This is a genomic window from Marinomonas sp. 63XJN7_9_ISO-PGPR-S23-217, assembly GCF_056173515.1.
The window spans coordinates 1,920,927-1,943,792 of the sequence record NZ_CM149678.1; the positions used below are offsets into that span (position 1 = coordinate 1,920,927).

The following is a 22,866-nucleotide window of genomic DNA, read 5'->3' on the forward strand; positions in this document are numbered from 1 at the left end:
CGTGGAAAAGCGATTATTGATTGTCGATGGTTTAAACTTGATTCGACGCCTATACGCTGCACTTGAGTCTGAGCAAGATGTGGTTAGGCGTATAGAAAGAACACAAAGTATTAGTATTGATGCTTTAGTGAAGTTAATTCAGCAGTTTTCTCCCTCTCATATGGTGGTTGTGTTTGATTCCAGTGGAAAAACTTGGCGGCATACGCTTTATCCAGAGTATAAGTTGGGGCGTGTGCCAATGGATGATGCTTTGTTGGATTCCCTCAATGGGTTTGCTAAGGTGTTTCGTTATAATGGCATCCATTGTCTTCGCTTGGTGGGTTGGGAAGCAGACGATGTCATTGCGACGCTGGCGTTTAAGTCTGCTAAGCAAGGGGTGAAATCTTATATTGTTTCGACGGATAAAGGTTTTACGCAGTTATTGGATAACGAGTCTATTTTGCAATACGATTACTTTGCCAAGCTGGGTTATGACAAAGTTTGGGTGCCTGGAAAATATGGTGTTGAAGCATGTATGTTAACGAATTATTGGGCGTTGGTTGGAGACACGACTAATCGAGTGCCGGGTGTGAAAGGAATTGGCCCGAAAACGGCTCTTGCGGTTATGGAAAAGCATGGGACCATTGAAGAAATATACAACCACTTAGAGGATTATTCAGCGCGTATTCAAAGCCTCTTGTCTGGAGGGTATGAACAATGCATGTTATCGCGTCAGCTCGTCACCTTAAGAGTGGATGTTAATGTCGGCGTAAGGCTTTCTCAGTTAACCTATTTTCCGTGATGGCACCTCTCTTGCTCTAATCTGGTCGCTCTCCCTTTATATTTGCAGCAGATTATGCAGATAGGAGGGATGTTTTACCGTCATCAAACTTCTGATCATAAAAGATATTAAATCACCCTTACTCCTTAGACTTAAGGGGATTATAATGGTCGCATTTTTCACGAACCGGATAAAAGAGATCATTATGTCTGAGGTAAGAACACGCATTGCCCCCTCACCAACTGGCGACCCCCACGTAGGTACGGCTTATATCGCTTTGTTTAATATGGCCTTTGCCAAAAAAATGGGTGGTAAGTTTATTTTACGTATTGAGGATACGGATCAAGCACGTAGTACACCGGAATCTGAGAAAATGATCTTAGATGCGTTACGTTGGTTAGGTCTTGATTGGTCGGAAGGACCTGATATCGGTGGCCCATATGGCCCTTATCGTCAGAGTGAACGTGGCGATATCTATGGTCAATATGCCCACGAGTTAGTGAAAAAGGGTCATGCTTTTTATGCGTTTGAAACGGCAGAAGAGCTGGAGCAAATGCGCGCTGAACAAAAAGAACAAGGTTTGATGCAAAAATACGATGGCCGTGCGCTATTGCTGAGTGAAGAAGAGGTTCAAGCAAAATTAGAGGCTGGTGTGCCTTATGTTGTACGCATGAAGATCCCAGAAGAGGGAACCTGTGTTGTGCAAGACATGTTGCGTGGTTCGATTGAAATCGATTGGGCACAAGTCGATATGCAGGTGCTTTTAAAAGCAGATGGTATGCCGACTTACCACTTAGCAAATGTAGTGGATGATCACTTGATGAAGATCACCCATGTTATTCGTGGGGAAGAATGGATTAACTCTGCGCCTAAACACATCCTATTATATCAATACTTTGGCTGGGAAATGCCGACACTTTGCCACATGCCATTGTTGCGTAATCCTGATAAATCGAAATTATCTAAGCGCAAAAACCCAACCAGTATTTTGTATTATCAACGCATGGGATATATGGCAGAAGCGGTCATTAACTATCTTGGTCGTATGGGGTGGTCTATGCCGGATGAGCGCGAAAAGTTCTCTCTGGATGATATGATTGAACACTTCGATATTCAGCGTGTTTCTTTGGGTGGCCCCGTTTTTGATGTTGAAAAATTGAGTTGGCTAAATGGCGTATGGATTCGTGAGGATCTTACGCCAGAAGCTTTTGCTCAAAAGTACGTTGAATGGGCATTAAATCCTGAGTATTTAATGAAGATCTTACCCTTGATAATCCCTCGTGTGGAAACCTTTTCTGATGTAGCGGATGTGGCTGGCTTCTTTTTGAAAGGTATGTTGCCCATTACGAAAGAAGACTTTGCCTCCGTAAAAATGGAAGAAGAGACGCTACGTAAAGCCATGCAGTTTGCCTTGTGGAAGCTAGAAGCGTTAAAGACTTGGAATAAAGATGCCATTTTTAATGAACTGAAAGCACTTGCTCAAGCCATGGATATTAAGCCGAAGGAGTTTTTTGCGCCTATATTTGTGGCTATTTCAGGTACGACGGCTTCAGTTTCTGTGTTTGATTCTATGGATATTCTTGGCTCAGATATTTCTCGTGCTCGTATGCGTACGGCGGTCAATGTACTGGGTGGCCCCTCTAAAAAAGAAGCAAAACGCTGGGAAAAAGAATACGCAGCCTTGTGATTTAATCCTTGATGTTAGAAATATAGAGGTTAGATAGCAAAAAGCCGATCTGATGATCGGCTTTTATGTGTGCACTGTTTTTAGGTATGTACTGTTTTAGGCGTTTGACGGCTCTACAATTGGGGCATATTCAACCGCTTTTCTTCGTCGTGAAAACGCGAGTTTTGTTGTCTAAGTTAGCGACATGGCCATGAATTTCCCGTGTGTTGCCTTCAATATTGACTATGTAGCTGTTGTCGCGTTGTAACTGCTGAGCAATACGATCCATTTCCTCGCTCATATGCACGGCTGTTTTTGCGACTTCCTGAATGGATTGCGCCATATCAACAGAAGAATGGGAGCTGGTTTGAGCATTTCTTTCAATCTCTTGAATCGCCTCTTCGGCTTTTCCGCTCAATTCTTCAATGGCATGTAGGCTTTCTTGTCCACTTTCCATGGTGGCAATGGCCGATTGTGTGGAGCTTTGGATGGTGTTTACAATATCCGTAATACTGGATGTTGCTTCAACTGTTTTTTCTGCCAAGGAGCGCACTTCATCTGCTACCACCGAGAAGCCTCGACCCGCTTCGCCTGCCCGTGCGGCTTCAATGGCGGCGTTCAGTGCGAGTAGGTTGGTTTGGTTCGCCAGATCATTGATCATGCCAATGACATTGTCGATGTCTTTAGACAATTTTCCTAACGCGTTCAGCTGTGTACTCGTTTCGTTAACAATCGAAATAGTATTGGCCAAATTCGATATAGTTGACTTGATTGTATTGGCCCCTATCTTAGCGGAGTCGTAAGTATTTTTAGATTGGGCGCTGAGTTCCTCAGTCGTATTTGAAATGCTGTGGATTGTGGTGGAGATTTCTTCCGTTGCTGCAGCAAGGGAGTTGGTTTGTTCGCTGACAGAACGGTTACTGTCTGCAATGTTTTTAATGGAGTTATTGAGTTCGGTTACCATGCTGGCTACTTCTGCGGAAGTGTCAACCACCTCTCCAATGACGGAGCCAAGACCCTCTGTCATTTCATTCACTGAGCCGCAAAGTGAATCAAACTCGTCATTGCGTTTTGTATTGATGGGTAATTGAGCGGTAAGATCCCCGCTTTTGACCTTGGCTAGATCTCGAATGATTTGGTTCAGGGTCTTATTCACGCTGCGACCAATGCCAAGTAGCAGTAGCCCTGATGAAACGGCCACCCCAATACTGACAACGATCAACAGGACGACAGCTTGTTGTGAACTGGCGTCGGCTTTATCACGGGCGTCAGAAACCGCATTTTGAAGGAATTTTGCCGCATTCAGTCTTGAGTCATTAAGCAATGTGCTGTTTTTCTCATAATCAGCTTGGAGTTTGATGAGTTTATTATTTGCCTGATCAAAGGTGTTAACGGAGTTGATGTAAGCTTGGATTTGATCATTAAACCGCTCTTTTAGGCCAAAATTATTAACGCGGGTTTCGAATTTAGCAAATTTACTGAGGAAGTCGGCTTTGTTGGCGGCTGTGGGTTCAAAAATAAAGTTTTTTTCCGCTTCTCTCACGGGCAAAAACTCTTGTTTAATGAGGCTAAGAAACGAAACTTCATCCGTTAGTTTCTGACCGTTGTTTGAGATATCACCTTTGAGCCCAGAATTACCATTAAAACCGACCAGCTTCCTCTGTGCAATCAATGCAACTAACGCGGTGTTGTAATCGGTAAAAGTACTTTTTACTTTACCTAATAAAGATTTAGCAGTAGGGGAAGAAACGTGGCTTATATCAAATGAGAGTTCAGAGGAGGCCGATTTATATTCTTTTTCTACGCCTTCTAAGAAGCCTTTGTATGACTTATCGTTGAGATTATCTATCTGTTCATATTGCTGCAGTAGCGTAATAACAAGAGAGTCTAAGTTTTTGTCAATACTAGTAAGGACTTCGAAACGTTGAGAGGCATTATTTTGTGTATTAATGCCATATAATGCGACGGTTGTAACAGCAACAAAGCCAATGATTGTGGCGGATAACAAGCAGATGAGTTTGGAGCGGAAGCTGAGGTTTGCCAACATATGAGATACCTGCATACATTTTATTATTTGGAGAAATATTTTTTATGTCTGACATGAGGTGTCAATTTATTTCCATCGTAAGTTATTAATCCTTATCGAGAACAGCTCTGTTCTTCATTCTATGATTAGTTTGTCTCGAAAAGCAAATTATTCGTAAGTATTTGTTAAAACCATCATAAAATATAGTCTTTATTGGGCAAATTTGTCACGATAAATCTTCTTTATGATGGGAAATTTGAAGGAAAAGAGTCGATTGGCTGGTCTAAATATCGTGGGGACTTAACCAAATGTCAGTTAGTGTGTTTCCTACAAAGGTAATGCTTCCAGGATATCTTGAGCGTCCAGTAGAGCTAAATTCAAATTGATAAGATCGCTGAATATTGGGTTGACCATGTTGCCATGTGACTTTCCAGCGGTTTCTTGAGACGCTATCATCCAGTAACTGTAGGTTGTGTTTTGCACAATGCTGCTTAGCTAGCTGAATAGCTCGCTCGTGCACTGCGCCGTTGCGCCACCATCCCCAAACGAGGGTTATCACAAGTAAGAGAAAGGCAATATCGGGCAAGTTGAGATTCATGGGGACTCTATCAATTGTAGAAGGATTTCATCTTATCGAAGTTATCGACAAAAAGAAATTCGTAACCGCCCCCCAAGCAGGAGAGAAACAGAGGGGCGGTCACGGGCTTCACACCGAAGAGCTTGGCGATAAATATCCCACTTGTTATTGGCATCATTTGGTCACTCGGGGCAGCGAATGAGCAGTCGTCCAAATGTTGTTGAGTTGCCGATAACCCGTGGACCAGTCAGTGATATTTATTCCATTAATATCGCTCTTTCAGCGTAAAGTTGGATAACCCACTGTTCAATGCGTTGATCAGTGAGTTCATATTGTTGGTCTTCATCAATGGCTAAACCGACGAAATGTTTTTTATCTTCTGTGCAGGCTTGAGATGCTTCAAATTCATAACCTTCTGTTGGCCACTGACCAATAAACGTCGCACCAGTGGTTTGTAACTTTTTATATAACCATCCCATCGCATCCAAAAAATAGTCAGCATAGCCAAATTGATCACCTAATCCATATAGCGCGATGGTTGTATTAGTAAGTGATAAGGTGCTCAGTGTGTCGCCTAGCTCTTCCCAGTCGGATTGAATGCCTCCGAAGTCCCAAGTAGGGATGCCTAAAATGAGCATTGAATAGCGCTCAAAAGTACTTAAGTCAATGTCCTTAATGTTGTGGATGGCAACGTCTTCGTCTAAGTCTTCCCACTGTTTTGCGATTTTAATACCCACTTCTTCTGTGTTGTTAGTATCAGTGCCATAGATCAATGCAATGGATGCTGTGTTCATTGGTGTTTATTTTCCTATTGCTTAATGGATTTGCCCGTAATGCTGGCTGCTGATGCCAAAGTGTTGAATAAACATTGCTTCGAATTGACTCTCGGAAAAGCCACTACCGGCAACAATACTGGTTTTAGCATTAGGATTTTTGCGTAATTGTTCGGCTGCGTATTGTATGCGACGTTGTTCGCTATAACTTGAGATAGATTGGCCGACAAGGTAGTGAAAACCAAGTGTAAGTGCCTCCTCATTAAGACCGACCTGGTGAGCTAGAAGTTGAGGTTTCAGGCTTAAATTTTTGGGGACTTCCAGCAAATTTTGTGCATGGAAAATTTTGCTTTGGCAGTCATTGCATTGCGCAATGTGCTTAAGTATTTTTAATTGTTCTATAAAGGTAAAAATACAAGCGTAGACATGTCCTGTGAGGCTAAGATTCTGTCCTGTGTGAGCTAAAATAGTTTGCCATAAAGTCTTGATCGTGTCGGTAACTGGTAGGTTTAAGGTGTTTTCTTGCGCTTCTAGGGTATGGAAAAGACGACTAAAGTATAGAAGGGTTTGATCTTCCGTTTCTCCTAAAGCATGGGCTAATTGTTCGGGCAGAATATGTATCTGAATAAGTGATTTCTTATCGCCCTGTGTTAGGTAAAAATCGCCCGACCAGTTTTTAGGTAAATAGCTTACGCTAATAGAATGAATGTCGTTGGTGGTTTTAATCGGATCATCGCTGATAATGGTGAAATAGAGCCCACGTTCTGCTTGTTCGGACAGAATACAATCTTGCTGACAAGTAATGTGCTGTTCAATTAACTCCAGATTAGGCATTAGGGCAATATGGCGTTTGTAGCCTGAGATCACGGAAGCGTAACGTTCTTGTATGTCGCCTTGGTGGTTGTAGGCATGATGAAGATCAATTTGCATTGCTTGCCCTTCTTTCATTATTGATAATGATTATCATTAAAGTATTATTTTTCCCTTAATGCAAGTAGTTATCATTAAAAAATTATTTTGATTGTTCGTCGGATTGCTTTTTCGACTTGTTGACGATTTAGTGGTGATTTCCTTGTGGTATGATGTTTGTAAGCATGGTGGAAGCCTGGTTGTCGGGTTCTTGTTCTGCCGTCCGGCACTTTGACATTGGTATAAAATAAACTGGCGAGGAAAACATGAGAAAGACTTTAGTTATCGGTACAGTGGCGATGTCTATTGCATTAAGTGGTTGTGCGACAAATCCCAATAATACTCAGAAAGGTGCTGGAATTGGGGCCGCCATAGGGGCGCTTTTGGGGAAAGCGACAGGTGACAATGACAATAGTCGTCTCGTCTGGGGCGCCGCAGTTGGGGCGTTGGCTGGGGGGGCGATTGGTCGCTATATGGATAATCAAGAGCAAGAGTTTAAAAACGAGTTGGCGGGAACGGGTGTCCAAGTGGTTCGTGAGGGGAATAATCTGCGTTTGATTATGCCAGGGGACATTACATTTGCGACGAATAGTGCCGCTGTTAATCCTAGTATTAATCCAGTATTAAACGGTGTTGCGAAAATTCTGAACCATTACCCCAAAACCGTGTTGTTAATAGAAGGTTATACCGATAATACAGGGTCTGAACAGTATAACCTAGAGTTGTCCAAGCGACGGGCGCAGTCTGTGAAAAACTTGCTGATTATGGATGGTGTAAATGCTCAGCGTTTAACCGTCATTGGTATGGGAGAGTATCAACCCAAAGTGCCTAACACTACTGCGGCCAACCGCCAAGAAAATCGTCGAGTGGAGCTAAAAATTCAACCTATTACTCGCTAGTCTATTTGTTGTATTAGTAATATTTAAAAGGGTTTCATTGTTGATATGGGGCCCTTTTTTATAACGTTTGCATTGTGCCATAACAACTACATTAAATGCTGGCTGCTTAGTATTGCGACACCAATACTCGTGCTGAACACCGAGGCAATGGTTGTCAAGACAATCACGTTGGCAGCTAACGCGGAATTACCACCCATTGCCCTGACCATGATATAGCCAGCCGATGCGGAAGGAGCGGAGGACATTAGAAAAAGAACGCCAAGTTGCATGCCGCGATAGCCAAAAAAATAGCCGCCTAATGTAATTAACAAAGGGACTACGACCAGTTTTCCTATGGCGGAAAGGAGAGCGGTTGACATGTCTTTTTTTAATGCGCCGAAGTTTAATGAGGCCCCCGCACATATTAAGGCCAATGGAAGGGTCATTTGTGCAAAATAGCTGCCGGCTTTATGCAGGGTAGACGGTATATGCACCCCGAAGTAAGACGAGAGTAAGGCGGCTACTATCGCGATGATAAGCGGGTTTTTTGCAATACTTTTTAGGGTATATGTGATGCTCTTTTGAGCGTCCATAGAGCGATTTAAGCAGATAACCGATAGAATATTAAATAAAATCGTTACGCTGCCAAGGTAAATGGAAGCAATTGAAAAAACACTCTCTCCATAAGCATTGACGCAGTAAGCCAAGCCAATGATCCCCATATTAGATCGGAAAGCGCCTTGGATAACCACCCCTCTATCGGCTTTTGTGGCAATGATTCGAGAAGCAAGGATTTCCAGTAAGACATAGACAACAATCACTGAGCCAACCGCATAAATAGCTAAAGAAAAATCGGTGTCTTTATTAATGTTTGTTCTGGATATGCTGATAAACAGGAGGGCAGGGAGGGTAATATTAAAGATGAGTTTTGAGGCGACGCTGATAAAGTTATCATTAATTAAGCGTATTCGATAAAGAGCAACGCCTAATACCAAAATTAAAAAAATGGGTATCGTGATAGATAGGGAAAAGCCTAATATCTCCCAAAAATTATTCAACGTGGTTCCTTAGGTATAGAAGACGAACTTTCTTGTTAGAAAGTTCGTCTTAGTGAGAGCAAATCAGTCGTTGTTTTCGAAGCGATAACCAGCGCCATAAACAGAGTGAATGACGTTAAGTTCTGGGGCGACTGCAGAGATTTTTTTACGTAATTTTTTGATGTGACTATCGATTGTACGGTCACTAACAACGCGGCTGTCTGCATAAATGCTTTTCATAATCAAATCACGACCAAATACGCGTCCTGGCTCTTTAATTAAAAGCTGTAGTAATTGGAACTCTACCGTTGTTAGGTCGATCAACTCACCTTTGTAAGTGGCGCGAAGACGATCAACGTCTAAATCAAAACCATCAGTACGAGGGGATTCGGTTTGATCTAATTCAACGCGTCGTAGATTGGCTTTAACGCGCGCCACAATTTCGCGAGGGCTGAATGGTTTGCAAACATAATCATCCGCACCCATTTCAAGGCCGATCAAGCGGTCAATTTCTTCGGCTTTCGCTGTGACCATAATAATAGGAACGCCGCTAAACTGACGAACTTGCTTGCAGATTTCAATACCGTCTAAGCCAGGTAGCATCAAGTCAAGAAGGATCAGATCTACTTGGTTATTTTTTACGTAATCAACGGCTTGGTCACCACGGTCAATATGGTGATTCTCATAGCCAGCTTGATCTAAGTAGGCCGCAACTAATTCTGCTAATTTTGGTTCGTCTTCAACAATCAGTATTTTGCTCATAGTATTTGTTATTCCATATTATTAATGTAAAGGAAACTCTATTCTTATGCCTAAGCCGCCATCAGGGGAATGATAGGCTTTTATCGTACCCTGATGGGCATTGACAATATTGGTGCAGATGGCCAGACCTAAGCCTCTGCCGCCAGTTGCTCGATTACGTGAATTTTCAACGCGATAAAACTGCTCAAAAATTCGTTGTTTTTCTTCTTCGTTCACACCCGGTGGTGTATCTTCAAATAGAACAATGGCTAAATTTTTCTCTTCTCGCAAGGTGATCTTAAGTCTTCCTGGCGTATTTGTGTATTTTAATGAGTTATTCATCAAATTAGCAAAGAGTTGATGAAGGCGGTTTTCATCACCATTAATTAATATCGGGTGCTTTGTGGTAACTTCAAGCTCTAAGTCTAATCCCGCTTCTTTATAAATCAAAGACATGGATTGAGTGGTTTGCTCAAGCGCGTCTGCCAAATCGACTTCTTCCATTTCATAGTTTAAGTTGCCCATGTCGTGCATGGATAACTGGTTTAAATCATCGATTAGTCGGGCAATATGGACAATTTCTTGTTGCAGCGATTCTAAGCTTTCCGGTGAGACTTTAATGATGCCATCTTGCATGGCTTCAATTTCACCACGCAAAATGGCAACGGGCGTGCGCAGTTCGTGGGCGGTATCCGCAACCCAACGCTTGCGAGACTCGCGTGTGTTCTCCAGTGTCGTTGCTAGATGGTTGAAGTCAGTACCTAAATCCGCTAGTTCATCGGTGCCTTGTATCTTAATCCGAGTGTCAAATTTCCCCGTCGCTAATTTTCTGGTGGCTTCTCTTATGGTGCAGATGGGGCGGCTTAACCATTGGGCAAGAGGCCAAGTCAATAAGGCTGCGATGGCAAGAATAAACGCAGAAATCAACAAAAAGGCTTCCCCTTGTTGCTGAACAAAGCGCAGGGTTTGATCCTGCACAACGGCGCGCATGGATCTCAGGCCAACATACCCCACGATTTGTTTATTGACGATGACGGCATGGGTTTCCGCTTTATCAAATGGAACATGACCAATCAGATTTTTTTGGTTCTTATCAAATAGTAAAAAACGTTGGCGATAGTATTGAGATGGATAAATGAGGTCTAGGTTAGGCGTGCTTGGAGGTGGAATCAAATCCCGCAAATTTTCTAATCGAGTTTGATTCCATTTCTTTTCCATTCGGCTTTCTTGGACGAGAAAATACCAATCATTGTAGTAAGCATAGAGGTTGGCTGTGCGGTTGGCCATTTGCTCTAGAAAATCGCGATCACGTGCGGTCGCGTAGGATACAAAGCCCTTGTCAAAGCTCCACTGGAAGACCTGCCACATGGAGACAATGACCAAAATATTACTAAGGACGAAAACGACAAAGAGTTTGTGCCGGATTTTGATTTTTCTGGTGAAGGTCATAATAAAGTACGTTGAATCCTTTGGCTAAGGCAAAAGAACAGCTTTAATCGTCTTCGTATTGAGAACGTCTTTGCATGTCTGCTTTTATAAAAAAGAAAAAGTTATGGTCGATTATAAGGCCCGTATGGAAATTATAGCTACTTTTGAGCCGTGTAATAAATGAGGAATAATAATAAATCTTTGTTCTTAGCTGCGTTAAATCATGAATCTGTATTCCTGATTTAGCTAAAATCTGTGTCTTTTTTCCTCTGAAGTTGTGGAGGATTATTTTAGCACTTCTTTTTATTTGCAGGATATTTCGATGACAATCTCCCACTTGCTTACGCCTCATACTCAAAAAATAGAAAAGTCTTTGGTGCGCGAGTTGCTGCACTATAGCCAACAACCAGACATTCTGTCGCTAGCTGGGGGATTGCCTGATGAAAAATACATGCCTGCTTACCCAAATCTGGATGTGTTAGCGGATAGCCGTCAATATGGGCCGAGTGAAGGTGAGTTAAGCCTTCGTGAGCAAGTCGTCTCCATTGTTGCGGATCGAGGTTTATCGGCTGTGACGAATGATGTGTTGATTACCACAGGATCGCAACAAGGGTTGGATATTATTAGCCGCTTAATATTGGATGGTGATTCGACGATTTTGACTGAGCAGCCGACGTATTTAGCCGCTTGTCAGGTCTTTAGTTTACAGGGGGCGACGATTCAAGATGTTGCTTCCGATGCACAAGGGATGTCATTAGAGGCATTGCGTCAAGCGATTGATGCTTGTCATCCCAAAGCTCTGTATTTAATCCCTAATTTTCAAAACCCCGCTGGTCATTGCTATAGTTTGCAACGTAGACGAGACATAGCAGCCTTGTTGGATGAAAAGGGGATATTGTTAATAGAAGATGATCCTTACCGCGATTTGTGCTACGAACAGGTTGACTTAACACCAATTTGTTCGTTGTTGAAAACGGCGCCTTGGTTGTATTTAGGCAGCTTTTCTAAGGTGTTATGGCCAGGTGTGCGTACTGGGTATTCTGTATCGTGTCCCGCTTTTTCTCCGTATTTGGTTAAGGTAAAACAGGCGATTGATCTTCATACAAACCGCCTAGGGCAAGCGATGGTGTCTTATTTTTTGTCTTCTGGTGGGTTTCCTGCTCATTTGGCGACGTTGAAGGAGGTATATAAGCGTAAGAGAGACGTAATGGCACAAGCGTTGTCATCGGAGTTGGGCGATTTGGTGACATTTACTGTTCCTGCCGGTGGTATGTTTTTTTGGGTGCGTTTACCTGATGGTGTGTCATCGACGCTAGTATTGGCGGAGGCTTTGCAAGAAAAGGTTCTGGTGCTGCCAGGTGTGCCGTTTTTCCCTAGTGAAAGCCCATTAAAGGATTCGTTTTTACGATTAAGCTTTGCTCGTGTATCGCCGGATGACATCAATAAAGCGGTGGCGGTACTTGCTGGTGTGATAAAACGGCTACTAACAAAATAGAATAGTGTCCGACCATTGCTTTGTTGTAACAGGTTAGGCTGACAGGTTTTTTATAGTCTTTATAATGGGTAAAGAGTTCCTTCTTTTTGGGGGACACGTTAGAATCTGACTTTTAAGAACGAATAGAATAGGAATATGTAATGGGCAGAGCCTTCCAGAACCGCAAAGAGTCCATGGCAAAAACGTCTGATCAAAAAGCCAAGGTTTACAGCAAATATGGCCGTGAGATTTATGTTTGTGCAAAATCCGGCGGTATTGATCCAAATGGCAATTTAGCACTACGCTCCCTGATTGAACGCGCTAAAAAAGATCAGGTGCCAACGCACGTTATCGATAAAGCGATTGATAAAGCGAAAGGCGGCGGTGGGGAAGATTTTGATACGGCCCGTTACGAAGGTTTTGGCCCTGGCAACACCATGGTGATTGTTGACTGCTTGTCTGATAACCCTAACCGTACCTTTGGTGATGTGAGAACCTGTTTTAACAAGGTGAAGTGTAAAATTGGCAGTCAAGGTAGTGTGAGTCATATGTTTGATCACAGTGCCATTTTTGTTTTTTCTGGTGATGATGAAGAAGCGGTGCTGGAAGCATTGATGATGGCGGACGTCGATGTCACTGATATTGAGCTAGAAGATGGTAAAGTGACCGTATTTGCTCCTAACACGGACTACAATAAAGCAAAAACAGCACTGACAGAGGCGTTTGGTGATATTGAATTTGATGTGGATGAAATTCAGTTTGTTCCTCAAAACACAACACCGATTGAAGGTGAGGACGTTGAGCAATTTGAGCGCTTCCTAGATCTGCTAAACGATTTGGATGATGTTCAGCGCGTTTACCATAACGCTGAATTGTAGTTGATAGAGAAAGGTCGTGAAAGCTCTGGCGAGATGGTCTTTTCGTCAGAGTTTTTCTTTTTTTGATGGTCTGAAAAGCAAGTAGAAGGTTGTTTATGTCTGAGCGTCCAACACCACCGGAAGACTGGGAATGTTGTGAAAGTGAATGTTCCCCTTGTGTCTGGGATACTTACTATGAAGAGCTTAGAGCTTGGAATGCGGAACAGAAAAAATTAAAAGAGAGCCAGAGTGCATCTGAAAATGATGAGGATTAGTCACTATCATGGGTAAGTTAAAGCCCCAGGTTAAATCCCCTTGCGTTAATATTTGCCTGTTAAACGAAGAGGATATTTGTGTTGGCTGTTACCGTAGTGGTCGAGAGATTAGTCTATGGGGTAGCATGAATAAAGCGTCTCAGTTGGCCGTTATGAAAAAAGTGCGAGAACGAGAAGCTAAGAGCAAATTAGTGTCTGGCTAATTTGCTTTTGGCGCTGATGCTTTCTTGCTAGCCCTTGCTTGCATCGCGTTGGTTTTTCAGTTCAATCCATTGAGACATATATTGAGTGCTTTTCATTGAGTGATGTCTGAGCATTTTGCCGAAAAAATGCTTTTTCCTTAAGTCTTCCTTTTGTTGATATTGCTGTTGGAGCTTGGTGATAAGCTTCGGAGTCCATTCCGTTTCCAAATAACGTGCGTTTAAAATCGTCGCGCCGTTTTTTTGCATTAATTCCCAATTGGTTTTGTCTTCGTATAGGAAAACCGCTGCTTCAATAAATTTGTCAATCTCATCAGTGATGACGCCATTCCATGGTAGTGCCCCATGCATGGCTTCTGCACCAATGTGTGTGGTAATGCTTGGCGTGCCCATCTGCATGGCTTCAACCAACTTTCCTTTGATGCCTGCGCCGAAGCGTAATGGCGCTAAACAGAGTCTTGCTTGTTGCATGACAGCCTGAGCATCTTCTGCCCAGCCTTTTACAAGAAAACCTTCTTTTGCATTGTGTAGTTGGGTGGCTTTAGGGGGTGGGTAGGCACCATAAATATGCAGTTCGGCTTTGGGGAGTCGTTTGCGAAGACTGGGCCAGATTTCCGTTTTCAGCTGTAGTACCGCATCCCAGTTCGGTGCATGGCGGAAGTTGCCGATACTGATAAAGTGTTGGCGAGCTTCAAAACTGGGGAGCGAGGCGGCTTCTTGTGGCGGTGGGAGCATAAAGGGTAGGTGAAAAAGGTGTGTTTCTGGTACCTGGAATTCATCGATTAACAGTTTGGTTTCCATTTCTGAAATCATCAAGGTTAGGTCGCAGCGATGAATGGCGGCGATTTCTCGAACGCCAAGGTCGTTATACATGTCTTCTAACTGGAATGGTCGATTTTGTTTGACTGCCTGGTGTCTGGCATGGCGAAGAGAATGGAGATCTTCTGTGTTGAGTATACGCAAGGCATTTGGGCAGTATGTTTCAACACGCCAGCCAAATTGTTCTTCCATCATAAAGCGATCATACATCACCATGTCTGGGTTGGCACTGAGGATAAACTGGTTAAAAGACTCGTCGTTAAGAAGGATCTGCGTCGTCTGAATGCCAATAGCCTCTAAATCGGCCATATGCTCAGTTGGTTGCGCGGGACTAGCGAAGGTGACTTGCCAGTCTTGTTTGCGAAAGGCGTTGAGGAGCTGCATCATGCGGCTACCCGCAGCAGAGGAGTTGGGTTCAGGCCAAACATAGCCGATGATAAGTAGGTGCACCTTGATCTCTTTGTTTTTTAAAAGGGTTAAGACTGAGTTTGAATCGTTGAATTTTGATTCAAGGTCAGGACATATTCATTGAGCTATTGTATCATGGTGGGCAAATTTGTCTTGTGTACTTGATTCTTAGGATTAACGGATCACAAGGCGTAAGGAAAACATGTCATTGAGAGATTATATATGATCATCAAACCAAAAATTCGCGGATTTATATGTACGACAACTCACCCTGTGGGCTGTGAGCAAAACGTAAGGGATCAGATCGCCTTCACAAAAAGTAAAGGTCAAATTCAGAATGGGCCAAAAAAAGTACTTGTGATTGGGGCGTCTAGCGGTTACGGCTTGTCTTCTCGTATTGCTGCTGCATTTGGTTCTGGTGCTGCGACGATTGGTGTGTTTTTTGAAAAGCCTGGAACAGAAAAGAAAACAGGTACCGCTGGTTGGTATAATGCTGCCGCCTTTGATAAAGCAGCAAAAGAAGAAGGTTTGTACGCTAAAAGCATTAATGGCGATGCTTTTTCTAATGAAGCGCGTGATAAAGTCATTGAGTTGATCAAGCAAGATCTTGGTGAAGTGGATATGGTGGTGTATTCCTTAGCGTCACCTGTTCGTAAATTACCAGATACCGGAGAGGTGGTTCGTTCTGTTCTTAAACCTATTGGTCAGCCTTATCGTTCAACGGCGATTGATACCAACAAAGATGTGATTATTGAAGCGGAAATTGAGCCTGCTACGGAAGAAGAGATAGCGGCGACAACAACGGTTATGGGTGGTCAGGATTGGGAGCTTTGGATGTCTGCTCTTAAAGAGGCAGGTGTTTTAGCTGAAGGTGTTCGTACCGTTGCCTACTCATATATCGGCTCTGATATCACTTGGCCGATTTACTGGCACGGTGCTTTAGGTAAAGCGAAAGAAGACTTAGATCGTGCGGCGCATGCAATTAACGATCAGCTTGCTGAATTTAAGGGTGGTGCAAATGTCGCCGTGCTTAAGTCTGTTGTGACTCAAGCCTCTTCTGCGATTCCTGTGATGCCTTTGTATCTTGCCATGGTTTTCAAGGTCATGCGTGAAAAGGGTCTCCACGAAGGTTGTATGGATCAAATTTACCGTATGTTTGCTGAGCGTTTGTATAACCATCACAATCCCGCAGAGCTTGTGGATGACAATAATCGTCTGCGTCTGGATGATTGGGAATTGCGTGAAGATGTTCAACAGGCTTGTCGTGATCTTTGGCCGCAAGTCAATGATGGGAACTTGTTCGCAGAAACGGATTACCAGCTTTATAAAGATGAATTTTTGAAATTGTTTGGCTTCGGGGTTGATGGTGTGGATTATGAAGCGGATGCTGACCCTGTTGTCGAATTTGATGTAATTACACTGTAATTTACATATTAGTACCGTCGTGTTACGAAAAGGAGGTTGAGCTTAGCTTGGTCTCCTTTTTTAATAGGAGGATATATTTTATAGTCTATATGACGTTGTCTTTTGAGGTGTCTGGGTGCGTAATTTGGGGTTGTCATGAAAAGCATTGTTTGGGCTGTCTTGTTCTTACCGCTAACGGTTTGTGCGCAAAGGGTAGTCGAGGAGCCTGTTAATATCATTTACGGTGATAAGATTATTCATGCCCAGCACCAAGTTGTGCTCGATTCGCCTAATGAAGTAGATGTTATTCCTGTCGAAAAATCCAAACCTACCGTCAAGGAACCGACGGTGGTGGTGTCTCCAGATGGCTCTTCTCGTGCTTATATAGAAGAAAACGCCATCGCGGCAAAAGATAATGAGATATATAACGAAATAAATCGTCGCACCGAGGAGGCGCCTTTCACTGTATTGTTTACAGGGCATATCCCTGAGGCGATTCAGGAAAAACGGCTACGAATGATGCCAGAGGTGGGCATTTTTGGTGATCAATTGAATAAATTGAATGCGGATGAAAAGCAGTCTGTAAAGGCCGCTGAAAAGTCTCAAGGTATTAAACCCGATGCGGGAGAGTTTTCGGCTATTTCGCCGGATGATGGTGGTAAGTCAATGGGCGGCAGCGCCTCTGCAGATAAGGCTGAAAAGCAGCCAGCGTCTACAGATAATGGGGCGACAACCCCCTTGAAAAAAACACAAGAAGAGAAATTGAATCAGTTGATTGGTGGTGGCTAGTTGTCATTGTATTGTGTTGAGGGGGGAAGGGGCGTATTTACTAAAAAAGAGACGGTAGCGGAGGACGCTGACCGTCTCTTTTTTTTGCCTTTTAGGCTTTTTGCGTCTGTGCGTCTAGGGACTGTCCATTGATTTCAAGGCTGTCATTGCCCATCAAATATAAATAAACAGGCATAATCTCTTCTGGGGTGGGTAGTGTTTCAGGGTTTTCGGCAGGGTAAGCGGCTGCACGCATCTGGGTTCTGGTCGCACCAGGGTTAATAGCGTTCGAGCGAATGTTGGAGATGTTGCCTAATTCGTCAGCAAGTAGTTGCATCATGGCTTCCGTGGCAAACTTAGAGATTGCATAAGCGCCCCAGTATGCTCTTGCCTTTCTGCCGACACTTGACGTGGTAAACACAATGGAAGCATTCGGTGCTTTTTCCAGTAGAGGTAAAAGTGCTTGGTTAAGAAGGAGTTGACTATGGACATTGACCTTCATGACTTGTTCAAAAGTATTGGTGTTGTAAGCAGAAAGAGGAGTGCGCTCGCCTAGCAGGCTGGCGTTATGGAGTATACCATCTAGATGTCCAAACTCATTTTTAATGGTGTTGGCAAGTTCTGTGTAGTCATGTTCCCCTGCACCATCTAGATTAAGAGGCACAATGGCGGCTTCCGGGTAGCCTTTTTCTTTGATGATGTCGTAGACCGCATCCAGTTTTTTGGCGGTTCTTCCAAGTAGAATAACGGTGGCACCGTATTGAGCGTAGGTGATTGCTGCTGCCTTGCCAATGCCATCGCCTGCGCCAGTGACCAAAATCACTTTATCTTTTAATAATTGCTCTGGGGCTTTGTAATCGAACATAGCAATTCTCTCTTTCTTAACGTAATGGTTTTATGCGTTCGGCTTTTGAGTATGCATCATATAATTGACGGATACATCTTTTGTGGTCAGCTTATAGTGCTTGGTAATTGGGTTGTAAGTCATGCCTATTATGTGTTGCACCTCTAAACCTGCATGTCGGGCGTAGTTGCTAAGTTCAGAGGGTTGGATAAATTTTGCGTAGTCATGTGTCCCTTTAGGGAGCATGTTTAGAATGTATTCGGCACCAATAATGGCAAACAGATAAGCTTTAGGATTACGGTTTATGGTGGAAAAGAATACATCCCCACCAGGTTTAGCTAGTTTCATGCAGGCTTTTATGACAGAAGAGGGGTCAGGAACATGTTCCAGCATTTCTAAGCAGGTGACAACATCGTATTGGCCTGCTTCGCGCTCCGCTATGTCTTCGGCGGTGATGCGCTCGTAATCAATATGTAGTTTTGACTCTTTCTTGTGCAGTTCTGCTACCGCAAGAGGGGCTTCTCCCATGTCAATGCCTTTCACTTGGGCACCTAGCTTGCACATGGCTTCGGATAAAATGCCACCGCCGCAGCCGACATCAATGACTTTTTTACCCTTAAGTGATTTTGCGTGTTCATTGATATAGTCCACTCGCAGTGGATTGATGTCGTGCAGGGGTTTAAATTCATTCTCGGTATCCCACCACCTGCTGGCAAGTGCTTCGAACTTCGCCACTTCAGTTAGATCGACATTGGTTTTGTGTTCTGTGTTGTCTGTCATGTTGGGTTCCAAAATAGAGTTTTAGTGGGTGTCTTTTCGTCATCTCTACGCGGATGTAAAGCGATAGAGTTTAGTGTGTTCTTAGTATGCGCTAAATGTAAAAGATTTCAGTGTGCTTTCATTATAACGACAACCTGTAGGCTGACCAACATTAAAAAGTGGAACTGTAGATAGGTAAGGGCGATTTGCTGTGGGGTGTGTGCGATATGTGACGGAGATCAATAAAAAGTAAGGAGCAAAAAGTGGGTTTTTCAGACGATAAATCATGAACAAAACATGACGCCGCAGAGGTCTTATTTAATTCCTTATGGTACAATGCTGCGCTTATAAAAAGATATCAGGGCGTCTATCAGACTCCGAGGCATAAGGATCGGTTGTATCTATGGGTGAATTAGCCAAAGAAATTATTCCCGTCAGTATCGAAAATGAACTAAAGGGTTCCTACCTTGATTATGCGATGAGCGTAATTGTTGGGCGAGCGTTACCAGATGTGCGTGATGGGCTTAAGCCTGTTCACCGTCGTGTTTTGTTTGCCATGAATGAGCTAAAGAACGATTGGAATAAAGCTTACAAAAAATCGGCGCGTATTGTCGGTGATGTCATCGGTAAATACCATCCGCACGGTGATGTGGCGGTATACGACACCATTGTTCGTATGGCGCAGCCTTTCTCAATGCGTTACACCTTGATTGACGGTCAAGGTAACTTCGGCTCGGTGGATGGTGATAGTGCGGCTGCCATGCGTTACACAGAAATCCGCATGGAAAAAATCTCTCATCATTTATTGATGGACTTAGAGAAAGAAACGGTTGATTTTGTGCCTAACTATGATGGCACTGAATTTATGCCATCCGTTTTGCCATCTCGTGTACCTGGCTTGTTAGTCAATGGTTCTGCGGGTATTGCGGTCGGGATGGCGACGAATATTCCTCCGCACAATCTAGGAGAAGTCATTGATGGCTGTTTGGCGTTAATTAATAACGCTGATGTCACCATTGAAGAGTTAATGGAGCATATTCCTGGGCCAGATTTTCCAACGGCGGCCTTTATTAATGGTCGAGCAGGAATTGTTGAAGCTTATAAAACGGGCCGCGGACGCATTTATATGCGTGCTCGTCACCATATCGAAGATATGGAAAAAGGCAATCGCCAGTCGATTGTGTTCACGGAAATTCCTTACCAGCTAAACAAAGCGAAAGTGATTGAAAAAATTGCAGAGCTTGTAAAAGAGAAGAAGCTGGAAGGTATCAGCGAACTGCGTGATGAGTCCGATAAAGAAGGGATGCGCATCGTTGTAGAACTGCGTCGTGGTGAAAACCCCGATGTAGTGGTCAATAACATCTTTACTCAAACCCAGCTTCAGTCGGTGTTTGGTATTAATATGGTGGCCTTGGTTGATGGGCGTCCACAGTTATTGAATCTAAAGCAAATCCTTGAGTGCTTTGTTAAACACCGTCGTGAAGTGGTGACCCGTCGTACAATTTATGAACTTCGCAAAGCCCGTGAACGTGGCCATATTCTTGAAGGTCTTGCGGTCGCTTTAGCGAACATTGATCGTGTTATTGAGCTGATTCGTACGTCGCCCACTTCTGCCGAAGCGAAAGAAAAACTGGTGACAGAAGCGTGGCAGCCTGGCGATGTAGTGGCGATGTTAGAACGTGCTGGATCGGATGCCTGTCGTCCAGATGATTTAGATGAGTGCTATGGTTTTGTGGATGGTATTTATCACCTTTCCCCTGAACAGGCACAAGCCATTCTGGATCTACGCTTGCATCGTTTGACAGGGCTTGAGCACGAAAAGTTGATGGGAGAGTACCGCTCTTTGATCGACGTAATTGCTGAACTGCTTTATATCCTGTCTAATCCTGAACGTCTGATGGAAGTCATTCGCGAAGAGTTGGAAGAGGTTAGAGACAGTTTTGGTGATGTTCGCCGTACCGAGATTTTGACCTCTCGTCAAGACTTGACGATTGCCGATTTAATTGACGAAGCGCCTATGGTAGTCACCATTTCGGATACGGGTTACGCAAAATCTCAGCCGTTAGAGGAATATAAAGCTCAGCGTCGTGGTGGTCGAGGTAAGTCCGCATCCGCGATGAAGGACGAAGATCATATTAGTCATCTGTTGGTCACCAGCAGTCATGACACCGTGATGCTCTTTACTAACTTCGGTAAAGTGTATTGGTTGCGAGTATTTGAAATTCCGGTTGCCAGCCGCAACTCGAAGGGGCGTCCTATTGTTAACCTGTTGCCATTGGCAGAAGGTGAGCACATTTCGGCCTTGTTGCCGTTAACAGCACCGGAGAAAAGTGATTCTGAAGTGGATGATGAGGATGCGAACCAAGAGGCGAGCAGCTACATCTTTATGGCAACAGCAAATGGTACCGTTAAGAAGACCGCGATGGAGCATTTTGCCCGTCCACGTTCAACGGGTCTGATTGCTTTGAGTTTGGATGAAACGGATGCTTTGGTTGGTGTGGCGCAAACCACAGGTAATGATGACATTATGTTGGTGTCCAGCTCTGGTAAGACGATTCGCTTCAATGAAGGGGATGTTCGTGCCATGGGGCGTACTGCAGCAGGTGTCCGTGGTATCCGTTTATCAGAAGAGGCCAAAGTCGTTTCTTTGATTGTTCCGCAGCAGGGTACGGCCGTGTTGATGGCTTGTGAGAACGGTTATGGTAAACGTACTATGATCGATGATTTCCCAGTCTATGGACGTGGTGGTCAAGGGGTTATTGGTATTCAAGTGTCCGAGCGAAATGGTCCGGTTGTTGGGGCCACTCAGGTCGATGAGACAGATGAGATCATTTTGATTACCGATCAAGGAACTTTGGTTCGTACCCGGGTTTCTGAGGTGTCTTGCCAGGGTCGTAATACGCAAGGTGTGACTTTGATCCGTTTAACCAACGATGAGCATCTAGTGGGTGTGGTTCGTGTGGTTGAGGACGATGAGAGTGAACTGCCTAGCGACGATGTTGTTGCAGATGACCTGCAAAAAGGTGGTGATGCGCCTGAGAGTGTTGTGGATGGTGAAGAGCCAAAAGCTGGCCTAGACCCTGACGCTAACGAAGACGCAGAGTAAAAAAACAACGGCGCACCTAGGTGCGTCTTTTTTCTGTTATCAGTCCTGATTTTTTTTAGAGGTAATAGGCGGGATGAGCCGAGTATACAATTTTTGTTCTGGTCCAGCAGCGCTTCCTGAAGCGGTTCTTGAAAAAGCACAGTCTGAGCTATTAGATTGGCATGGTGCTGGTGTGTCGGTGATGGAAATGAGTCATCGTAGCGCCGAGTTTATGTCAATTTTGGCATCGGCCAAAGCGCGTTTAGCGCGCCTGATGAGCATTAGCGATGACTATGAGGTTTTGTTTGCACAGGGTGGCGCATCGACGCTATTCGCTCAGATCCCAGCCAACCTTACTCATGGTTATGATTCTGCCTGCTATCTCGACACAGGAACTTGGTCGTCAAAGGCCATCAAGGAAGCAAAGAAATATACCAACGTCATTTTAGCAGGATCTTCTAAAGAGCAGAAATATTGTACCGTGCCGGACTTCTCGACGCTGAATCTGGATGAGAAAGCGGCTTATTTGCACCTTTGCCCTAACGAAACTATCGGTGGTTTAGAATTTGCCGATTTACCGGAAACTTCTCTGCCGATTGTAGCGGATTTATCGTCAACGATTTTGTCACGCCAGATTGATGTGAGCAAATACGGTTTAATTTACGCGGGTGCTCAGAAAAACGTAGGTCCAGCGGGTGTCGTGATTTGTATCGTTCGTAAAGACTTGCTTGCGCGTAGCTCTGACACGTTACCGACTGTTTGGAATTTTGACACGCTTGCTGCCAATGATTCCATGATTAATACTCCGCCAACGTTTGCTATTTACTTAGCCGATTTAGTGTTTGAGTGGTTAGAGGCTCAAGGTGGTGTGGCGGCGATTGAGCAGAAAAATATTGCCAAAGCCAATGCCTTGTATGCCGCCATTGATAACAGTGATTTCTACTCCAACCCCATTGACCCTCGCTATCGTTCTCGTATGAACGTGACATTCACATTGGCCGATGCTTCTTTGGAAGCGAAATTCCTTGAGGAATCTGAGGCGGTAGGTTTGCGAACACTAGCAGGTCATCGCTCTGTTGGGGGGATGCGTGCCAGTATCTACAATGCTATGCCAATAGAAGGCGTGCAAGCTCTGATTGGTTTTATGCGCGATTTTGAAGGGCGTTACGGTAAATAAT

The 22,866-nt window shown here is 44.0% G+C and carries 21 protein-coding genes; 11 read left to right on the forward strand and 10 right to left on the reverse strand.

Translation table 11 applies throughout. From position 1 onward, the window contains the following. Position 1 precedes the first annotated feature (1 nt). The gene (locus AC0VYI_RS09010; protein WP_475448822.1) at positions 2 to 781 is read left to right on the forward strand and encodes a 5'-3' exonuclease H3TH domain-containing protein; all 780 of its coding nucleotides are present in this window, start codon (positions 2 to 4) and stop codon (positions 779 to 781) included. A 184-nt stretch (positions 782 to 965) separates the two neighbouring features. Continuing rightward, complete coding sequence (gene gltX / locus AC0VYI_RS09015; protein WP_475448824.1) at positions 966 to 2,447, forward strand: glutamate--tRNA ligase; 1,482 nt, start codon at positions 966 to 968, stop codon at positions 2,445 to 2,447. A 130-nt stretch (positions 2,448 to 2,577) separates the two neighbouring features. Here gltX and AC0VYI_RS09020 read toward each other — a convergent pair whose 3' ends face one another. The 4 genes from AC0VYI_RS09020 to AC0VYI_RS09035 form a co-directional block, all read right to left on the reverse strand. Continuing rightward, a complete protein-coding gene (locus AC0VYI_RS09020) occupies positions 2,578 to 4,473 on the reverse strand; it encodes a methyl-accepting chemotaxis protein (RefSeq protein WP_475448826.1) in 1,896 nt (631 codons plus the stop codon). 262 nt (positions 4,474 to 4,735) lie between these two features. Next, the gene (locus AC0VYI_RS09025) at positions 4,736 to 5,050 is read right to left on the reverse strand and encodes a DUF3301 domain-containing protein (RefSeq protein WP_475448827.1); all 315 of its coding nucleotides are present in this window, start codon (positions 5,048 to 5,050) and stop codon (positions 4,736 to 4,738) included. Positions 5,051 to 5,286: 236 nt separating this feature from the next. Then, positions 5,287 to 5,823, reverse strand: a complete 537-nt coding sequence (locus AC0VYI_RS09030) for a flavodoxin (RefSeq protein WP_475448828.1) — start codon at positions 5,821 to 5,823, stop codon at positions 5,287 to 5,289. Positions 5,824 to 5,844: 21 nt separating this feature from the next. Next, a complete protein-coding gene (locus AC0VYI_RS09035; protein ID WP_475448830.1) occupies positions 5,845 to 6,732 on the reverse strand; it encodes a helix-turn-helix transcriptional regulator in 888 nt (295 codons plus the stop codon). A 245-nt stretch (positions 6,733 to 6,977) separates the two neighbouring features. Between AC0VYI_RS09035 and AC0VYI_RS09040 the strand changes: the two genes are divergently transcribed. Next, on the forward strand, positions 6,978 to 7,610 hold the full coding sequence (locus AC0VYI_RS09040; RefSeq protein WP_199475973.1) for a YiaD family glycine zipper/OmpA-like lipoprotein: 633 nt from the start codon (positions 6,978 to 6,980) through the stop codon (positions 7,608 to 7,610). Positions 7,611 to 7,696: 86 nt separating this feature from the next. On the opposite strand, the gene AC0VYI_RS09045 is transcribed toward AC0VYI_RS09040, so the two are convergent. The 3 genes from AC0VYI_RS09045 to AC0VYI_RS09055 form a co-directional block, all read right to left on the reverse strand. Then, on the reverse strand, positions 7,697 to 8,647 hold the full coding sequence (locus tag AC0VYI_RS09045; RefSeq protein ID WP_475448831.1) for an AEC family transporter: 951 nt from the start codon (positions 8,645 to 8,647) through the stop codon (positions 7,697 to 7,699). Positions 8,648 to 8,710: 63 nt separating this feature from the next. Then, positions 8,711 to 9,388, reverse strand: a complete 678-nt coding sequence (locus tag AC0VYI_RS09050) for a response regulator (protein ID WP_067016176.1) — start codon at positions 9,386 to 9,388, stop codon at positions 8,711 to 8,713. A 21-nt stretch (positions 9,389 to 9,409) separates the two neighbouring features. After that, positions 9,410 to 10,816: an ATP-binding protein gene (locus AC0VYI_RS09055; RefSeq protein ID WP_199475975.1), complete on the reverse strand. Its 1,407-nt coding sequence runs from the start codon at positions 10,814 to 10,816 to the stop codon at positions 9,410 to 9,412. 301 nt (positions 10,817 to 11,117) lie between these two features. On the opposite strand from AC0VYI_RS09055, the gene AC0VYI_RS09060 reads away from it, so the two are divergent. The 4 genes from AC0VYI_RS09060 (at position 11,118) to AC0VYI_RS09075 (ending at position 13,604) form a co-directional block, all read left to right on the forward strand. Further along, a complete protein-coding gene (locus AC0VYI_RS09060; RefSeq protein ID WP_475448834.1) occupies positions 11,118 to 12,290 on the forward strand; it encodes an aminotransferase-like domain-containing protein in 1,173 nt (390 codons plus the stop codon). A 140-nt stretch (positions 12,291 to 12,430) separates the two neighbouring features. Then, a complete protein-coding gene (locus AC0VYI_RS09065) occupies positions 12,431 to 13,147 on the forward strand; it encodes a YebC/PmpR family DNA-binding transcriptional regulator (RefSeq protein ID WP_067016183.1) in 717 nt (238 codons plus the stop codon). Positions 13,148 to 13,242: 95 nt separating this feature from the next. Further along, positions 13,243 to 13,401 (forward strand): oxidoreductase-like domain-containing protein, encoded by a 159-nt coding sequence (locus AC0VYI_RS09070; protein WP_199475977.1) that lies wholly within the window; start codon positions 13,243 to 13,245, stop codon positions 13,399 to 13,401. 8 nt (positions 13,402 to 13,409) lie between these two features. Beyond that, the gene (locus AC0VYI_RS09075; protein WP_475448836.1) at positions 13,410 to 13,604 is read left to right on the forward strand and encodes a DUF1289 domain-containing protein; all 195 of its coding nucleotides are present in this window, start codon (positions 13,410 to 13,412) and stop codon (positions 13,602 to 13,604) included. Between the two features lie 27 nt (positions 13,605 to 13,631). Here the strand turns inward: AC0VYI_RS09075 and AC0VYI_RS09080 are convergent, their stop codons facing one another. Next, complete coding sequence (locus tag AC0VYI_RS09080; RefSeq protein ID WP_475448838.1) at positions 13,632 to 14,870, reverse strand: glycosyltransferase family 4 protein; 1,239 nt, start codon at positions 14,868 to 14,870, stop codon at positions 13,632 to 13,634. Positions 14,871 to 15,050: 180 nt separating this feature from the next. Here AC0VYI_RS09080 and fabV point away from each other — a divergent pair, with 180 nt between their 5' ends. Next, a complete protein-coding gene (fabV, locus tag AC0VYI_RS09085; RefSeq protein WP_475448840.1) occupies positions 15,051 to 16,253 on the forward strand; it encodes an enoyl-ACP reductase FabV in 1,203 nt (400 codons plus the stop codon). 135 nt (positions 16,254 to 16,388) lie between these two features. After that, positions 16,389 to 17,021 carry a hypothetical protein gene (locus AC0VYI_RS09090; RefSeq protein ID WP_475448842.1) on the forward strand — a complete coding sequence of 211 codons (633 nt, stop codon included), beginning with the start codon at positions 16,389 to 16,391 and terminating at the stop codon, positions 17,019 to 17,021. A 91-nt stretch (positions 17,022 to 17,112) separates the two neighbouring features. Here the strand turns inward: AC0VYI_RS09090 and AC0VYI_RS09095 are convergent, their stop codons facing one another. Both AC0VYI_RS09095 and ubiG read right to left on the reverse strand, forming a co-directional pair. Then, positions 17,113 to 17,865, reverse strand: coding sequence for a YciK family oxidoreductase (locus AC0VYI_RS09095; RefSeq protein WP_475448843.1), 753 nt, complete (start codon positions 17,863 to 17,865; stop codon positions 17,113 to 17,115). A gap of 30 nt (positions 17,866 to 17,895) precedes the next feature. After that, entirely contained in the window at positions 17,896 to 18,624 is a 729-nt protein-coding gene (ubiG, locus tag AC0VYI_RS09100) for a bifunctional 2-polyprenyl-6-hydroxyphenol methylase/3-demethylubiquinol 3-O-methyltransferase UbiG (RefSeq protein ID WP_475448844.1), read from the reverse strand. A gap of 382 nt (positions 18,625 to 19,006) precedes the next feature. Here ubiG and gyrA point away from each other — a divergent pair, with 382 nt between their 5' ends. Further along, positions 19,007 to 21,709 carry a DNA gyrase subunit A gene (gyrA, locus tag AC0VYI_RS09105; protein ID WP_475448846.1) on the forward strand — a complete coding sequence of 901 codons (2,703 nt, stop codon included), beginning with the start codon at positions 19,007 to 19,009 and terminating at the stop codon, positions 21,707 to 21,709. 73 nt (positions 21,710 to 21,782) lie between these two features. Then, positions 21,783 to 22,865, forward strand: coding sequence for a 3-phosphoserine/phosphohydroxythreonine transaminase (serC, locus tag AC0VYI_RS09110; protein WP_475448848.1), 1,083 nt, complete (start codon positions 21,783 to 21,785; stop codon positions 22,863 to 22,865). The last annotated feature ends 1 nt before the right edge of the window (position 22,866 follow it).

What these genes read in the sequence shown, in the direction of transcription:
- AC0VYI_RS09060 (WP_475448834.1), top strand. Translation starts at nt 11,118, where the DNA reads ATGACAATCTCCCACTTGCTTACGCCTCATACTCAAAAAATAGAAAAG.
- gltX (WP_475448824.1), top strand. Translation starts at nt 966, where the DNA reads ATGTCTGAGGTAAGAACACGCATTGCCCCCTCACCAACTGGCGACCCC.
- AC0VYI_RS09095 (WP_475448843.1), bottom strand. Translation starts at nt 17,865, where the DNA reads ATGTTCGATTACAAAGCCCCAGAGCAATTATTAAAAGATAAAGTGATT.
- AC0VYI_RS09030 (WP_475448828.1), bottom strand. Translation starts at nt 5,823, where the DNA reads ATGAACACAGCATCCATTGCATTGATCTATGGCACTGATACTAACAAC.
- fabV (WP_475448840.1), top strand. Translation starts at nt 15,051, where the DNA reads ATGATCATCAAACCAAAAATTCGCGGATTTATATGTACGACAACTCAC.
- AC0VYI_RS09075 (WP_475448836.1), top strand. Translation starts at nt 13,410, where the DNA reads ATGGGTAAGTTAAAGCCCCAGGTTAAATCCCCTTGCGTTAATATTTGC.
- AC0VYI_RS09050 (WP_067016176.1), bottom strand. Translation starts at nt 9,388, where the DNA reads ATGAGCAAAATACTGATTGTTGAAGACGAACCAAAATTAGCAGAATTA.
- ubiG (WP_475448844.1), bottom strand. Translation starts at nt 18,624, where the DNA reads ATGACAGACAACACAGAACACAAAACCAATGTCGATCTAACTGAAGTG.
- AC0VYI_RS09070 (WP_199475977.1), top strand. Translation starts at nt 13,243, where the DNA reads ATGTCTGAGCGTCCAACACCACCGGAAGACTGGGAATGTTGTGAAAGT.
- AC0VYI_RS09040 (WP_199475973.1), top strand. Translation starts at nt 6,978, where the DNA reads ATGAGAAAGACTTTAGTTATCGGTACAGTGGCGATGTCTATTGCATTA.
- AC0VYI_RS09025 (WP_475448827.1), bottom strand. Translation starts at nt 5,050, where the DNA reads ATGAATCTCAACTTGCCCGATATTGCCTTTCTCTTACTTGTGATAACC.
- AC0VYI_RS09065 (WP_067016183.1), top strand. Translation starts at nt 12,431, where the DNA reads ATGGGCAGAGCCTTCCAGAACCGCAAAGAGTCCATGGCAAAAACGTCT.
- serC (WP_475448848.1), top strand. Translation starts at nt 21,783, where the DNA reads ATGAGCCGAGTATACAATTTTTGTTCTGGTCCAGCAGCGCTTCCTGAA.
- AC0VYI_RS09020 (WP_475448826.1), bottom strand. Translation starts at nt 4,473, where the DNA reads ATGTTGGCAAACCTCAGCTTCCGCTCCAAACTCATCTGCTTGTTATCC.
- AC0VYI_RS09090 (WP_475448842.1), top strand. Translation starts at nt 16,389, where the DNA reads ATGAAAAGCATTGTTTGGGCTGTCTTGTTCTTACCGCTAACGGTTTGT.
- AC0VYI_RS09055 (WP_199475975.1), bottom strand. Translation starts at nt 10,816, where the DNA reads ATGACCTTCACCAGAAAAATCAAAATCCGGCACAAACTCTTTGTCGTT.
- gyrA (WP_475448846.1), top strand. Translation starts at nt 19,007, where the DNA reads ATGGGTGAATTAGCCAAAGAAATTATTCCCGTCAGTATCGAAAATGAA.
- AC0VYI_RS09035 (WP_475448830.1), bottom strand. Translation starts at nt 6,732, where the DNA reads ATGCAAATTGATCTTCATCATGCCTACAACCACCAAGGCGACATACAA.